At 68.1% G+C, this 15304-nt stretch carries 15 protein-coding genes; 5 read left to right on the top strand and 10 right to left on the bottom strand.

All coding sequences use genetic code 11. The features are described 5' to 3' along the window. Positions 1-8: 8 nt before the first annotated feature. Complete coding sequence (locus PP359_RS08725) at positions 9-1556, bottom strand: DUF7059 domain-containing protein (RefSeq protein WP_499250344.1); 1548 nt, start codon at positions 1554-1556, stop codon at positions 9-11. 156 nt (positions 1557-1712) lie between these two features. Between PP359_RS08725 and PP359_RS08720 the strand changes: the two genes are divergently transcribed. The 4 genes from PP359_RS08720 (at position 1713) to trxA (ending at position 7027) form a co-directional block, all read left to right on the top strand. Beyond that, complete coding sequence (locus PP359_RS08720) at positions 1713-3938, top strand: DUF6049 family protein (protein WP_499250343.1); 2226 nt, start codon at positions 1713-1715, stop codon at positions 3936-3938. Further along, complete coding sequence (murJ, locus tag PP359_RS08715) at positions 3931-5541, top strand: murein biosynthesis integral membrane protein MurJ (protein WP_499250342.1); 1611 nt, start codon at positions 3931-3933, stop codon at positions 5539-5541. The genes PP359_RS08720 and murJ overlap by 8 nt, the downstream gene beginning before the upstream one ends. 83 nt (positions 5542-5624) lie before the next feature. Beyond that, on the top strand, positions 5625-6605 hold the full coding sequence (gene trxB / locus PP359_RS08710) for a thioredoxin-disulfide reductase (protein ID WP_036319516.1): 981 nt from the start codon (positions 5625-5627) through the stop codon (positions 6603-6605). A 98-nt stretch (positions 6606-6703) separates the two neighbouring features. Continuing rightward, entirely contained in the window at positions 6704-7027 is a 324-nt protein-coding gene (gene trxA, locus PP359_RS08705) for a thioredoxin (RefSeq protein ID WP_005054661.1), read from the top strand. Between the two features lie 58 nt (positions 7028-7085). Here trxA and PP359_RS08700 read toward each other — a convergent pair whose 3' ends face one another. The 9 genes from PP359_RS08700 to rpmH all read right to left on the bottom strand — a co-directional run bounded on the left by PP359_RS08700 (position 7086) and on the right by rpmH (position 13343). After that, entirely contained in the window at positions 7086-7427 is a 342-nt protein-coding gene (locus PP359_RS08700; RefSeq protein WP_036319515.1) for a hypothetical protein, read from the bottom strand. Positions 7428-7436: 9 nt separating this feature from the next. Continuing rightward, positions 7437-8462: a ParB/RepB/Spo0J family partition protein gene (locus tag PP359_RS08695; RefSeq protein WP_499250341.1), complete on the bottom strand. Its 1026-nt coding sequence runs from the start codon at positions 8460-8462 to the stop codon at positions 7437-7439. Further along, a complete protein-coding gene (locus tag PP359_RS08690; protein WP_499250340.1) occupies positions 8462-9397 on the bottom strand; it encodes a ParA family protein in 936 nt (311 codons plus the stop codon). The genes PP359_RS08695 and PP359_RS08690 overlap by 1 nt, the downstream gene beginning before the upstream one ends. Positions 9398-10148: 751 nt before the next feature. After that, on the bottom strand, positions 10149-10772 hold the full coding sequence (rsmG, locus tag PP359_RS08685) for a 16S rRNA (guanine(527)-N(7))-methyltransferase RsmG (protein ID WP_499250339.1): 624 nt from the start codon (positions 10770-10772) through the stop codon (positions 10149-10151). Between the two features lie 35 nt (positions 10773-10807). Next, a complete protein-coding gene (locus PP359_RS08680; protein ID WP_347418149.1) occupies positions 10808-11314 on the bottom strand; it encodes a Jag family protein in 507 nt (168 codons plus the stop codon). A 28-nt stretch (positions 11315-11342) separates the two neighbouring features. Then, entirely contained in the window at positions 11343-12470 is a 1128-nt protein-coding gene (gene yidC / locus PP359_RS08675) for a membrane protein insertase YidC (RefSeq protein WP_082013772.1), read from the bottom strand. A 3-nt stretch (positions 12471-12473) separates the two neighbouring features. Continuing rightward, on the bottom strand, positions 12474-12860 hold the full coding sequence (yidD, locus tag PP359_RS08670; protein ID WP_231560286.1) for a membrane protein insertion efficiency factor YidD: 387 nt from the start codon (positions 12858-12860) through the stop codon (positions 12474-12476). After that, the gene (gene rnpA / locus PP359_RS08665) at positions 12857-13195 is read right to left on the bottom strand and encodes a ribonuclease P protein component (RefSeq protein ID WP_499250338.1); all 339 of its coding nucleotides are present in this window, start codon (positions 13193-13195) and stop codon (positions 12857-12859) included. Before rnpA ends, yidD begins: the two co-directional genes overlap by 4 nt. Positions 13196-13205: 10 nt before the next feature. Beyond that, positions 13206-13343, bottom strand: coding sequence for a 50S ribosomal protein L34 (rpmH, locus tag PP359_RS08660; RefSeq protein ID WP_005054680.1), 138 nt, complete (start codon positions 13341-13343; stop codon positions 13206-13208). Positions 13344-13670: 327 nt separating this feature from the next. On the opposite strand from rpmH, the gene dnaA reads away from it, so the two are divergent. Next, positions 13671-15089 carry a chromosomal replication initiator protein DnaA gene (dnaA, locus tag PP359_RS08655; protein ID WP_112932162.1) on the top strand — a complete coding sequence of 473 codons (1419 nt, stop codon included), beginning with the start codon at positions 13671-13673 and terminating at the stop codon, positions 15087-15089. The last annotated feature ends 215 nt before the right edge of the window (positions 15090-15304 follow it).

Genomic DNA, 15304 nt, shown 5'->3' with positions numbered 1-15304 from the left:
CTCCGGGTTCACGCCAGGCGCAGCATCCCGATGAAGACGAGTTCGCGCACCCGCGGCAGCAGGTCGGCACGAAGCGCCGCGGCATCCACCTCGAGCAGTTGCGCGATCGCGTCGGAGAGCTGACCGACCGTGAGCTCGCCGTCCGCGGCGCCGACGAGAGCGGCGAGGGCGGGGTCGACCTCGACGGTGCGCGCGAGGCCGCCGCCCTGTCGCAGCTCGATGACGCTCGGGGCTTCGGCGCCGGGCAGGTGATGACGCGCCTCGGTGACGTCCTCGGCCACGATCGGGCGCGCGGCGGCCAGCGCCGCGTCATCGAGCTGCTCGAGCGCGTCGAAGGCGGCGAGCGCCGCTCCCAGGTGCACGCCGAGGGCGCGATCGTCGGGCAACGGGTGCGTGACGCGCTCGTATCGGGCGAGCGCCGCGATGGCGGATGCCGGGCGCCGGAGCACCAGGTAGCCGAAACCGACCGCGTCGACCTCCCGTGCGGCGAAGTCGGCGAGCCACGCATCGACCAGCGCCGCGTAGCCGGTCGTCCCCGGTGCCGTGCCGCCGTCGCGAACCCACAGCTCGGCGTACGCCAGGGGGTCGAGACGTTCCCGCTCGATCACCCAGGCCTCCAGCGGCACCGGCGAGGCGGCGACCCATTCGCGGACGCGCTGCAGACCGTCCTTCCCCGCGCGGTACTCCCAGTTGCCCAGCAGCTGCGCGGTGCCGCCCGGCGCGAGCACCGCGCCGACCTCCGACACGAAGGCTGCGACGAGGTCGTCGCCGGCGTACCCGGCGTCGCGGTACTCGTATTCCGGCACGCCCGCGACGCGCGGGGTGATGACGAACGGCGGGTTCGAGACGACACGGTCGAACTGCTCACCTGCGACGGGCTCGAAGAGGCTGCCGCGACGGGTGTCGATGCCCTCCACCTCGTTGAGCAGGGCATTGATGCGGGTGAACTCCAGGGCGCGCGGCGAGACGTCCGTGGCGACGATCGTCGGCGGGGCGGGCTGAGTGCGCAGGGCGAGGTGGGCGCGCAGGGCCTGGATGCCGCAGCCCGTGCCGACGTCGAGAACCCGCCCGGCGGGCGTGGTCAGCTGCAGACCGGCGAGTGTGAGGGAGGCACCCCCGACGCCGAGGACGTGGCCCGTGGGCAGCGGCCCCCCGAGCGCGGCCTCGTCGAGGTCGCTGGCGATCCACCATTCGGCGTCGTCGGGAGGGCCCGCGACGTCCTGGGGACGCACGAGAACGGCGGGCACGACGACGTCCCCGTCGATCCGCGCGAAGCCGAGGTCGACCAGCCCCTGTGCTCCGAGCATCGGCAGGGCGCGCGCGACGGCAGCACGGTCGGTCGCCACCCCGAGGTACAGCAGGCGCACGAGGGCGGCGAGCGCGTCACTGCGGGGTGCCAGGGCCGCCAGAGCCGGTCCGCGCAGCCCGTGGCCGACAGCGGTGTCGGCGACCGGGCCCCACAGCGATCTGACGGCGTCGGCGCGGTAGCCGGCGGCGGCGAGGTCGCGGCGCAAGGCGCTGATGAGCGCGGGGTCGGGGTTCAAGGTGGGCTCCACAGCATCCCATCCTCACGCACGCCGGTGCGGGACGCCGCACTCGGCGAGGCGACGGATCGCGGCGATCGCGGCCGGTCACGGGCTGCCCACAGCACGAGGACCCTAGAATCACAGCTGATCGTGCGGTCAGGCATCGCACAGGAGCCGATTCCCGCTATGACTGTGTCTTTCCCCGCCGCCGCGCGCCGACCTCCCGACGGAGTGCGCGGCCGTCGTCGTCGCACGATCATCGGCGCGGCGCGGCGAGGGCTGCGAGCAGCCGTGCTGCTCGCGGCGTCGGCCGGGATGGCGCTCGCGATCGTCGCCGCCCCCGCGCCGGCTCCCGCGGATGCCGCGACCGGTGCCCCGGAGCCCTCCGCAACTCCGAGCGCCACCGACGCCGCGGATGCCGCAAACCTGTCGGTCGTCGTCGCCCCGGCCGGCAACGGCGTGGTCAGCACGACGGTCGTCTCCGTCGCGGTCGCCGTCTCCAACACCGGCGACGCCCCGGCGGCGAGCGGAACGGTGACCATCGCGCTGAGCCGATCGCCGCTGGCCACCAGCGCCGAGGTGACGAGCTGGCTCGACGCCCAGACGGTCGCCGACTCGACCGTCGCCTCCGTACCGGTCACCGCCGTCGTCGCGCGCGGGACCGCGACGGCGACAGCGGCGGTCGATCTCGGCGCGCTGGGCACGCTCGCCCCCGGGGTCTACCCGCTGAGCGCCGCGTACTCCTCCCCGACCACCGGCACACAGCCGCTCGTCGCGCACAGCGTGCTGACCGTGCCCGATGCCGCGTCCGCCGCGAGCGGTGTCGGCGTCGTCGTGCCGATCACCGCTCCGCCGACCACCACCGGCCTGCTCAGCGCGGACGACCTGAAAGCGCTCACGGCCGACGACGGAGCCCTGCGCACGCAACTGAACGCCGTGACCGGTACGCCGGCGATCCTCGCCGTCGACCCTGCGATCCCCGCGGCCATCCGCGTCCTGGGCTCGTCCGCACCGGCATCGGCGCGGCAATGGCTCGCCGACCTGCTGGCTCTGCCCAACTCCCGCTTCGCTCTGCAGTTCGGTGATGCCGACCTCGCCACGCAGATCGCCGCCGGTCTTCCCGCGCCCCTGCGTGTCTCCAGCCTCGATCCCTTCATGTCGGCGCGGAACTTCACCTCCCCCGCCGTGGCCGCCGGCGCAAGCCCCGCAGCGACCCCCGCGCCCGACGGGCGCACGCTGCCCACCCTCGACCAACTGCTCGACATCGGCACGGCGCGCGCCAACGTTTTCTGGCCCGCGACGGGCTCGGCCACCGCGGGTGTCGTCGCCGCACTCCAGAGCGCGCCGGGCGCCTCCGGCTCGACCGAGCCCGCTGCGGTCACGCTCGTGGGCACGAGTGGTCTCAGCGGTGCCGTCGGGGCACGAGCGGATGCCGCGGGCGCCGGCATCCTCGCCTACGACGACGGTGCCTCCCGCGCGCTGCGCACCGCCTCGCTCGCCTCCGACCCTGTACACCAGGGTGCCGGTCTCGCGGCCGCCTCCGCCTACGCGAGCGTCGCCACACGGGGTGCCGCCTCCTCCGCGCCGCTGCTCGTCGTCGTCGACCGGGCGACCGGACGGTCGGCGACGGGCCTGCGGGCCGCGATCGCCGCGGCATCCTCCCTGGCCGGGCGCACAGCCTGGGATCTGGATGCGCTGCTGGCGCCTTCGGCGACGGCGGTCTCCGTCACCGGAGGCGACGCGGCGGATCCGACGCGCGTCGATGCCCTCCGCAATCTGCTCGACCAGGAGAACCGCGTCGCCGCGTTCGCCACCGTGCTCGCCGATCCGACGCTTCTGACCGCGCCCGACCGGGCGGAGATCCTGCAGCTCCTGGGCAACGTGTGGCGTGCGGCACCCGATCAGTTCGCCAGCGCACTGTCGGATCATCGCGATGCGACGAGCACGACCCTGGGGTCCGTGGCGATCGTGCCCCCGAGCGACATCACGCTGCTGGCCTCGTCGGCGCCGCTCACCTTCTCGGTGCGCAACGACCTGCCGTGGCCGGTCACACTGACCCTGACCGCCGCCCCCAACGACCCGCGCCTGATCGTGCAGAAGACCGCTGACGTGTCCGTGGGTGCCGCCCAGAGCACCCGCGTGCAGGTTCCCGTGCAGGCGCGCGTGGGCAGCGGCGAGTCGACTCTCGACCTGCAGCTGCGCAGCTCGGCCGGTGTGGAGATCGGCGCCCGGGTGCGCGTCGCGGTGTCGGTGCGCGCCGAGTGGGAATCGGTCGGCATCACCGTCATGTCGGTGCTCATCGGCGCGATGCTCGTGCTCGGCGTCGTCCGCACGGTGCGGAAGATGCGCCGCCGGCGCACCGCCACCGCCGCGGCGGCGCAGACCCCCAGAACAGAGGACGTCGATGGCTAATCTCGGTCGCGCGAGCGCCATCATCGGAGCGGGAACGCTGTTCTCCCGGGTCACCGGACTGGTGCGCTCTCTCGTGCTCGTCGCCGTGATCGGCTCGTACGGCAGTAAGGCCGCCGACGCTTTCAGCATCGCGGCGCAGCTGCCGACGAACGTGTACGAGCTCCTCGCCGCCGGTGTGATCACCGGCATCCTCGTCCCGCAGATCGTGAAGGCCGCCGCGCACAGCGACGGCGGCTCGCGGTACGTGTCGAAGCTGCTGACCCTCGGTAGCGTTGTGCTGGTCGCGGCAACGGCCCTCATGATGGCGCTGGCGCCCGCGCTGATCTGGCTCTATACGGATGGATGGAACGGCACCCAGAAGGGTCTCGCCGTCGCCTTCGCCTACTGGCTGCTTCCGCAGCTGCTGTTCTACGGGCTGTTCGCCCTCCTCGGCGAAGTCCTCAACGCGCGAAAGGTCTTCGGCCCCTACAGCTGGGCTCCGACCGTGAACAACCTGATCTCGATCGTCGGATTCGGGGTGTTCCTCCTGGTGTTCGGAGGTCCCTTCACCGCCGTCGCGGACTGGGATGCCGGAATGATCGCGCTTCTCGGCGGAACCGCCACGCTGGGCATCGCGATGCAGACGTTCGTGCTCCTGCTGTTCTGGAAGCGCACGCGGCTGCACATCCGACCCGACTTCGGATGGCGTGGCATCGGCCTCCGACACGTCGGCACGCTCGCATGGTGGACGTTCCTCGCCGTGGTCGTCGGCCAGCTCGCGGGAATCGTGCAATCCCGCGTCGTCACACAGGCGTCCGGCGAGGCGAGCGTCACCGTCATGGTCTACGCGTGGCTCATCTTCATGCTCCCGCACTCGATCGTCGCGATGTCGATCTCGACCACGTACTTCACGCGGCTCGCCGAGGAGGTCGCCGCAGGGCGGCTCGATCGCGTCGCTCCCAACCTCGACGAGTCCATCCGCGCCATCGCGCTGTTCGGGTTCGGATTCACGGCCGCGATCGGCGCGGCATCCGTCCCACTCTCCCGCGTGTTCACGACCGACTCCGACGGTGCGGTCCCGATGGCGTGGGTGCTCTGCGGATACCTCATCGCGCTGGTGCCGTTCGGTGTGCTGCTGATCATCCGCCGCGCGTTCTTCGCCTTCCAGGACACCCGCACGCCGTTCGTCTTCTCCTTCGTGCAGGCCGCTCTCGCCGCCCTCGGCGCCGCAGTCGCGGCGGTCGCGGTCGCAGCGGGACTGCTGCCGTTGGCCTTCCTCGCCGCCACCGTCGCCTTCACGCAGTCGCTCTCGACGTACGTGCAGCTGCCGGTCGCGCTGCGCCTGCTGCGCCGACACACCGACACGACCGCTCTGCGCACGACGTGGAGGGCGCTCGGCCGCTTCGCCGTCGCCGCCGTTCCCGCGTTCGGCGCGGGATGGGCCGTGTTCCTGCTGGTGGGTGGACCTGCGGGCTGGACCGTGTCTGACCGCCTGCTCGGGGCGATCGGCGGCGGCCTCGTGGGCGCGGCGTCGCTGGTCGTCTACATCGCCGCTCTGGCGCTGCTGCGCACCCCTGAGCTCGCGATCGCGGGCCGACTCGTGCGACGCCTCACCGGCCGCTGACCGGCCGCGCGGAATGCCGCGCGGTTAGCATGGGTTGCACGCACTGGAGCCCGAGAGGGGCTCGTGCGGAAAGGGAAGAGCACGTGCGACAGGTCATCATCATCGGTTCCGGCCCGGCCGGATTCACCGCCGCCATCTACGCGGCGCGGGCGAACCTCTCCCCCCTGCTGATCGCGAGCTCGGTCGAGGCCGGCGGCGAGCTGATGAACACCACCGAGGTGGAGAATTTCCCCGGATTCCCCGAGGGCATCATGGGTCCTGACCTCATGGCGAAGATGCAGGAGCAGGCGGAGAAGTTCGGCACCGAGGTCGTCTACGACGATGTCGTGAAGCTCGAGCTGACCGGCGACGTCAAGAAGATCGTGCTCGGCAGCGGCGCCGAGCACGAGGCCGAGAGCGTCATCTTCGCGACGGGTTCCGCCCCGCGAAAGATCGGTATCGAGGGCGAGTCCCGACTGTCCGGTCACGGAGTGTCGTACTGCGCGACCTGCGACGGCTTCTTCTTCCGCGAGCAGGCCATCGCCGTCGTCGGCGGCGGCGACTCCGCGATGGAGGAAGCGACCTTCCTCACCAAGTTCGCCTCGAAGGTGTACGTCATCCACCGTCGCTCGGAGCTGCGAGCCTCCAAGATCATGCAGGAGCGAGCCTTCGCGAACGAGAAGATCGAGTTCGTGTGGAACAGCGAGGTCGTCGACGTCCTCGGTGGCGATGCGGTCTCGGGACTGCTGCTGCGCGACACGGTCGACGGCACTGAGCGCGAACTGGCGGTGACCGGTGTCTTCGTCGCGATCGGCAACGACCCGCGCACCCATCTCGTGCACGACTCCCTGCGACTGACCGAGCACGGCACCATCTGGGTCGACGGTCGCTCCTCCCGCACGTCCGTGCCCGGAGTGTTCGCCGCCGGCGACGTCGTCGACCCGATCTATCGCCAGGCGGTCACCGCCGCCGGCAGCGGCACCGCCGCGGCCCTCGACGTCGAGCACTACCTCGCCGCCCGCGGCGATGCCGGAGCTCCCGAGACGGATGCCGCCGAAATCGACGGCCTCGAGCAGGTCGCCTGACCGACGCCCCGCGGGCCGGGTCGGGAACATCCCGGCATCCTCACGTGTTGGACACACCGGAGTCGAAAGAACCGCGGCTCACAACGAAGGAGACAGACATGACCGCCAAGGCCACGAGCGAGAGCACCTGGCAGCAGGACGTCATCGACGCTGAGGGACCCGTGCTGGTCGACTTCTGGGCCGCCTGGTGCGGTCCGTGCCGCATGGTCGGACCGATCCTCGACGAGATCCAGTCGGAGAACGGTGAGAAGATCACGGTCCTCAAGCTCAACGTCGACGAGAACCCCAACCTCGCCATGGAGTACCAGATCACCTCGATCCCCGCGATGAAGGTGTTCAACAAGGGCCAGGTCGAGAAGACGATCATCGGCGCCAAGCCGAAGTTCGCCCTCGAGCAGGACCTCGCCGCCTACCTCGGCTGAGCGATCCTCATCCCGCGTCCGCCCAGGGCGGCACGCCACCTCTGAACCGCACCGTCGTTCAGGATGCCTCGGCTCGCACCGACGCATCCCAGCGGCGGTGCGGTTCGCTTCCCAGCAGGCGCCAGACCGCGCGCGTCAGCGGCGGATACTGCAACGCGATCTGTCGCAGCACCCGGTAGTTGCGCGACGCCGTCGGCTTGTTGCCGCCGTCGGAGGCGATGTTCTCCGCCCGCAGGGTGAGCACGACGAGCTCGTCGACCGAGGGCAGGTCTTCCATGAAGTCCCACGGGTCTTCCCCCTCGCGGATGCGCTCCTCCACGAGCACCGACAACTCGTCCGCCGCCTCCGCGCGCAGCAACTCCAGGCTGGCGCGGCGCGGGAGGGAGGGGTCGTCGGTCACCCCTCCAGCCTACGCGCCGCTTCCGACGCCGTAGCCGTCCTCACCCAGTTCGCCGAGAATGCGGTTGAGATCCTGCACGGTGGCGAAATCAATGTTGATCTGGCCTTTTCGTGCCGTCAGCGTGATCTTCACCTTGGTGTTGAGACGGTCACCGAGGCGCTCGGCGACGTCGTCGAGATGCGCGCGACGTGCCCCCGCCTTGGGTGCGATCCGTCGTGAGCCAGCATCCGCGACACCCTTTGCGGCGGCCTCCGCGGCCCGCACGGAGAGATCCTCGTTGATGATCTTGTCGGCCAGGCGCTGCATGGCGTCGGTGTCGTCCAGCGACAGGATCGCGCGGGCGTGACCCGCGCTGATGACGCCCGCCGCAACCCGCTGCTGCACCGGCATGGGCAGTTTGAGGAGTCGGATCGTGTTGCTGATCTGCGGCCGCGACCGACCGATGCGCGTCGCCAGCTGCTCCTGCGTGATGCCGAAGTCCTCGAGCAGCTGAAGATACGCCGAGGCCTCTTCGAGCGGGTTCAGCTGCGAGCGATGCAGGTTCTCGAGGAGCGCGTCGCGCAGCAGGTCCTCGTCGGCGGTCTCCCGCACGATCGCGGGAATCGATGTCAGACCGGCTTCCCGGGAGGCGCGCGTGCGGCGCTCCCCCATGATCAGCTCATACTTGCCCTCGTCGTTGAGGCGGACGACGACCGGCTGCAGCACCCCGAACTCACGGACGCTGTGGACCAGCTCGGCAAGATCATCGGGATCGAAGTTCGTGCGCGGCTGCCGCGGGTTGGGAACGATGTGGTTCGGGTCGATCGTGATCAGTCGGGCTCCCGGCACCGCGACCAGTTCCGTGTCTCCACCGCCCAGTGCCGCGGCATCCGTGACGTCCGCGCCGACATCGGCACGATCCGCGGACTCGACGGTCGCCGCGGCCACGGCAGACGAAGCCCCGGGGAAGAAGACGTCGACGGGACGAGCCTCCGCGCTGTCTCCGGTCGGGATCAGTGCGCCGATTCCGCGGCCGAGACCGGTACGTTTCGCCATCAGGAGTTCTCCTCGTTCGCGGGGGTGCGCTGAGCGCGTTGGACCAATTCGACCGCCGCTTCGCGATACGACACAGCGCCCGCCGACTGGCCGTCGTACGCAATGACGGTCTGCCCGAAGCTCGGTGCCTCCGAGACGCGCACCGAGCGTGGGATCACCGTTCGCAGCACCTCCTGCGGAAAATGCTGGCGCACCTCGTCGGCCACCTGCTGAGCAAGACGCGTGCGGCCGTCGTACATCGTGAGAAGGATCGTCGACAGATGCAGACGCGGATTCAGGTGCTTCTGGATCATGCGGACGCTGCCCAGGAGCTGGCTCAGACCCTCGAGCGCGTAGTACTCGCACTGAATGGGGATCAGCAGTTCGCTCGCCGCCGTGAAGGCGTTGATCGTGAGAAGCCCCAGAGACGGGGGACAGTCGATGAGGACGATGTCCACACGTTCGGAGGTCGTCGAGAGGAAGTCATCGAGCGCCGTACGGAGGCGGTGTTCACGCGCCACCTGCGACACGAGTTCGATCTCTGCGCCGGCGAGATGAATGGTGCTGGGTGCGCAGAGGAGATTGGAGGACTCCGGGCTCACCTGGATGATGTCAGCGAGGGGGAACTCGTCGATGAGCACGTCGTAGACGCTGGGGACATCCGCGGAATGCGGCACACCCAGTGCGGTGGATGCGTTTCCCTGGGGATCGAGATCGATCACCAGCACACGCGCGCCGAGCGACGCCAGAGCGGCCGCGAGGTTCACGGTGGTCGTGGTCTTTCCCACGCCGCCCTTCTGGTTCGACACGGTGAAGACGCGGGTATCGCCCGTGAACGTCACATCGACGGCATCCAGCGCCTTGCGGCGGGACGTCAGGTCGGCCAGCTCTCGAGCGATCGGGCTGTCATCGATGGAGAAGGGTGCGGGTGCGGTCGCATTCTCCGATTCCGGCACCATCAACTCCTGTCTTCGCGGGACTTCTCTACTGTAGTCGAGGCGTCCGACGTGAACCGACGTCGAACCCGTTCCTCGCCGCCGTTTCACGTGAAACCACGAGACGCGCCTCGAGATCCAATTGCTCCGTCTCGACTCGCTCCGCTCGCTCAACGACCGGTAGTTGCGGCTCCCGCACCATACGCACCGCGCCAAACGCCCGCCGCGCGGCGTCGTAGCGCTCCTACCAGCGTTCCACGTGAAACCACGCGCGGCCTTCCGAGAGCTGAGCGCTCGGTTTCGACTCGCCACGCCAACTCAACGACCGATCGTTGTGACACCCGGTCGTTGGTGAGGTGCGTAGCGCTGAGTCGAAACGCCACAGGTGACGTTTCACGTGAAACGGTGAGCGCTATCCAGACAGCGAACGCACCACCCAGATCATCACCGGGAATGTTTCACGTGAAACAAGCAGGCTTTGCGCGCGCGCAACGACCGACGATTGCGGCGCTGGTCGTTGACTACGAGCGCGCCACCCAGTCGGTACGTCACGGCCGACATCCGCGTGGAGCGACCCGCGGGGTCGAGGGAATTGAACACCGCGTATCGACTCGCCGCACACACTCAACGGCCCATCCTTGCGAGGACCGCGTCACCTCTGGTTGTCAATCTCCCCAGCGTGGAGGCGGAGAGACAACGAGGGTGTTTCACGTGAAACGGCCACAAGCCCGCACGTAGACCACGCTGGATGCTCCGCGACGGACTCGAGGAATCAGGCAGCGCGTGTCGCGCGGATAACACGCGTCGGCTCGTCGATGACACCTTCGCCGACGGTCTCGACACGCACATCCGTGAGCTTATAGCGACGGATCGCCTTCTCCGCAGCAGTGATCTCATTCTCCGCGTTGGCGCCCTTGAGCAGCACCAGTTCCCCACCCGGGCGCAGCAGGGGAGCGGTCACCGGGATCAGCGTGCGCAAGGCGCTCACGGCACGCGCGGTGACGGCATCCAGAACCGGACCTCCGGTCCACTCTTCGCCGCGTGCGCGTACCACCTCGACGTTGTCGAGACCGAGGTCAGCCGTCTGCTCCTCGAGCCACGCGACACGGCGCTCCATCGGTTCGATGAGGACCCATTGCACATCCGGCCGGGCGATGGCGAGCACGAGCCCCGGAAGGCCGGCGCCGGATCCGACGTCCGCCACGCGGCAGCCAGTGGGGAAGAGCGGGGCCGCGATGGCGGAGTTGAGGATATGCCGGTTCCACAACCGAGGAGGTTCGAGTGGGCCGATCAGGCCGCGCTCCTCCCCGTGCGCGCCAAGAGCGGCGGTGAACCGGCGCGCAAGCGGCAGGCGGTCTCCGAAGACGACGAGCGCCGAGGCCGGCTCCGACTCCATCGCAACTGTTTCACGTGAAACATCGTCCATGGGCGTCAGGCGCGACGAATCACCGTGTGACGATCGGCGCCATCGCCGTACGACTCCGAGATCAAGCCGCGGTCGGCGACGATGTCGTGCACGAGCTTGCGTTCATAGCTCGTCATCGCGGGAAGCGACGCCTGCGACGCACCCTCTTCCAGTCGGGCGATCGCACGATCGACGAGCTTCTCCAGCTGACGCTGACGCGCGTCGCGGGATCCACCGACGTCGAGGATCAGGCGCGAGAACCGGCCGGTCTTCGTCTGCACGGCGATGCGCACGAGCTCCTGCAGTGCCTGTACCGTGTCGGGCTCGGAGAGCAGCCGAAGGCTCTCGGCATCGTCGTTCTCGACCGACACGTAGGCACGGCCTCCGCGCACGTCGAGAGCAAGGTCGCCATCGATATCGGCGATGTCGAGGAGTACCTCGAGGTAGTCGGCCGCGATGTCACCTTCCTGCTCGAGCTGCTCGGTGGTCGCAACGGGACGCTCGGTCGCGTCGCTCTCGGAAATCGTGCTCATGAGGGTCCTCGGAGAATCGTCGATCCGGTCAGGAATCGGTGGTGGGCTTGTTCTTCGGCGCCTGCGACTGCTTCTTCGCGCGCTGCTTGCTCACCGGCTGCTGACGCTTGGGAGCTGCGGCCTTCGCCTTCTGGGCCTCTTCGTAGAGACGCTGCTGCTCGGCCTGGTACTTCTCCAAGGGCACGATCTTCCCCTGAGCATCGATCGCCTTGCCCTTGCGCGCGAGCCGCTCTTCGCGCGCCTTGGCCGCCTCGGAGCCGGGCGTCGGCAGGTTTCGGATCACGAGGAACTGCTGAACCATGGTCCAGATGTTCGACGTGAACCAGTACAGGACCACGCCCAGGGGGAAGAAGATGCCGGAGAAGATGAAGGCCAACGGCAGGATGTAGAGCATGATGCGCTGCATCTGGTAGGCCTGGCCGGTCTTGGCCTCGGGGGAGAGGTTCTTCGAGATGATCTGCAGCTGAGTGATGAACTGCGAGGCGATCATCAGCACCACGAGCACGATCAGGATCGCGACGGTCGCTTCCCAGCCGTCCGGCTTCTGATTGATGGCCTCGACGAGGCTGGTGTGCAGGGGGGCGACACCGAACAGCTTCGCCTCGTAGAACTGCCAGGTGAGGTCCTTGCTCAGCAGACCCACACCGCCCACACCCCACTCGGCGTGCTTCTTCACATCACTGAGCGTGTAGAACATGCCGAGCAGGATCGGCATCTGCACCAGCAGCGGCAGACAGCTCGAGACCGGCGTCGTGCCGTGCTTCTTGTACAGAGCCATCGTCTCGCGGCTCATCGCCTCGCGGGAGAGCTGATCCTTCTTGCCTCGGTACTTCTCCTGAACTTTTCGCAGTTCAGGGGCGATTTCCATCATCTTGCGCTGACTCTTGATCTGACGCACGAAGAGAGGGATGAGGGCACTGCGGACGACGATCACGAGGCCCATGATCGAGAGCACCCACGTGAGTCCGGCGTCGGCCTGGAGACCGAGCGAGGTGAAGATCCAGTGCCAGAACACCAGGATCGCCTCGACGATCCACTTGAACGGCCACATGATGGTGCTGAAGAAGTCGAGGCTCGACGACGGCGCCGGCGTGGTCGGCGTCGGCACGACGGGGGTCGGTGTCGCCGCGGCGGCGGCGTACAGAAGATCCAGCACGGATCAGTCCTTTCTCGGCGACGCGTCGGGCGACGCCTCACCTGTGGATGGCACGACGAAACCGAACCGGGTCAGCTCGTGTCGAAAGTTCTCGTGCAAGGGCACATCATCGATTCCACCACGCGCCCAGGGATGGCAGCGCGCAAGGCGGGCAGCGGTGAGCGCTGATCCCTTGACGAGGCCATGCTGCTGAACCGCTCCGACCGCGTAGGCAGAGCATGACGGATAGTACTTGCAGACGTCGCCGTACAGATGCGAGATCGTCGCGCGATAGCCGTGGAGCACGAGAAGCCCGGCGTTGCGCGGCAGGAGAGGGATGGACGAGAGCACACCGGATGCCGTGAGGTGGCCCGTGCCGAGAGAGTACGAGGGGAGGGTGGTCGTACTCACGCGGCGGCCCGTCGCGTCAGACATCTCGTGACCTCGTCGCGCAGCTGCGCGAAGTCGGCGGAGGCAGCGCTCGGCAGCGCGCGGATGACGATGTCCGCTCCCGGGCGGACATCGTCGATGGCCTGCGCGCAGACGGCCTTCAGCCGTCGACGAACGGTGTTGCGAACGACCGCACCGCCCACCTGCTTGCTGACGATGAAGCCGAAACGCGGTGGCCGTTGCTCGGTCGAGGTCGTGACGTACGTCACGGTGTGCGACGCGGCACAGCGGACACCCCTGCGGACGACGGTCTTGTACTCCGCCCCGCGGGTGATGCGGTTCCCGCGCGCCAGCACTTTCGTCGGATCAGGCGGACAGCTCGGTGCGACCCTTGGCGCGGCGCGCCGACAGGATCGAACGGCCGGCACGCGTGCGCATGCGGGCACGGAAGCCGTGCTTCTTGGCGCGGCGGCGGTTGTTGGGCTGGAACGTGCGCTTGCTCATGAGGATCACTCCGGATCGGCGGTCACCCGAACGCTCTAGACCGGGGACACGGGGTACAGGGACTGTCCAGGAGCGTCCGAAGGCGCCCCAGGGCATAAGTCAACCGACTAAGGCTACGTCGAGAACCACAAGAACTCAAACCGAAGCACCCGGACGGGTCATTATCCACCGACTGTGGATAGCGTGTGGTGAAGACACGCGGGGCGGATCTACAGTGGATTTTGCTCTTCGCGGGGTCGCTGACTACCGTGACTGCGGTAGTTATCCACAGGTTCGATCATCGTCGATGTCGCCCTGCCCCGCACCGATCCCACCCCCGGAGGGGACATGTCACAGCACGAAACTCCAGATGTCCCCGTCTGGACCGCCGTGCTGGAAGAGCTCTCCGGAGACGAGCGCGTCACTCCGCAGTTGCAGGGCTTCATCAATCTCGCCGTCGCCCAGGGCGTCATGAGCGGCACGTTGTACCTCGATGTCCCCAACGACCTCACCGCGGCTCAGCTCAACAAGCGTCTGCGGGCACCCATCATGGAGGCTCTGGCCCGCGTCGACGCCGAGCCGGCGGCATCGTCGTTCCGTGTGGTGGTGAACCCCGAGCTCGCCGACGCGCATCTGACGGTTCCGGTTCCCGTGCAATCCGCGTCCGCGCCGGTCCCGATCGCCCGGCCGGCCGCCGAAGACTACGCGGAGACAGCGGCATCACCCTCGCGCAATGACACACGCCTGAATCCGAAGTACAGCTTCGACAACTTCGTGATCGGTCAGTCCAACCGCTTCGCACACGCGGCGGCCGTCGCCGTCGCCGAAGCGCCCGCGAAGGCCTACAACCCCCTCTTCATCTACGGCGACTCGGGGCTGGGCAAGACCCACCTCCTGCACGCGATCGGCGACTACGCGCTCAGTCTCTACACCGGCATCCGCGTGCGATACGTCTCCAGCGAAGAGTTCACCAACGACTTCATCAACTCCATCGCCAACAACCGCGGCTCCGCGTTCCAGGCTCGCTACCGCGATGTCGACATCCTGCTGATCGACGACATCCAATTCCTTCAGGGAAAGGCAGAGACGCAGGAGGCGTTCTTCCACACCTTCAACACGCTCCACGATCACGACAAGCAGGTCGTCATCACCAGCGATGTGCCACCGCGCCACCTCACCGGCTTCGAAGACCGCATGCGCAGCCGCTTCGAGTGGGGCCTCATCACCGACGTCCAGGCCCCGGACCTCGAGACCCGCATCGCGATCCTGCGTAAGAAAGCGCAGTCCGAGCGCCTCCTCGTTCCCGACGACGTCCTCGAGTACATCGCCACCAAGGTGTCGAGCAACATCCGCGAACTGGAGGGCGCACTGATCCGTGTGTCCGCCTTCGCGAGCTTGAACCGCTCGACGCTGGACATCTCGCTCGCCCAGACGGTCTTGCGCGACATCGTCGACACCGACGACGCGAACGTCATCTCACCGACCGACATCATCACGGCCACCGCCCAGTACTTCCGACTGTCGGTGGACGACCTGTACGGGTCGAGTCGGTCCCAGTCCATCGCGACCGCACGTCAGATCGCCATGTACCTGTGCCGGGAGCGCACGAGCCTTTCCCTCCCGAAGATCGGCCAGCTGTTCGGCAACCGAGATCACACCACGGTGATGTACGCGTACAAGAAGATCAGCGAGCTGATGAAGGAGCGGCGCTCGATCTACAACCAGGTCTCCGAGATCACGACGCAGCTCGGCCGCGTCGGACGTTGAGCACCCGCCCCGTCGGGGCCTCAAAGACCCTCGGTGTCGTCACCGGGGGTCTTTTCGCGCAGATCGTGCTTGACAGCCTCACACAGGCGGCGCCAATATACGCGTTCTGCACAGTGTGGACAGACTGTGGATAACTCGGCATCCCCGTGGAGTCTTGTGAGTCGATGACGGTGGGCTGTGGATGACGATCGGACGACGGGGCCGACATCGTCGAC

It is taken from the genome of Sphingomonas sp. BLCC-B65 (assembly GCF_028550675.1).
In the GTDB taxonomy this organism is placed as follows: domain Bacteria; phylum Actinomycetota; class Actinomycetes; order Actinomycetales; family Microbacteriaceae; genus Microbacterium.
Note: the sequence above shows the minus strand (reverse complement) of the source record. Positions and strands in the feature narration are given on the sequence as shown.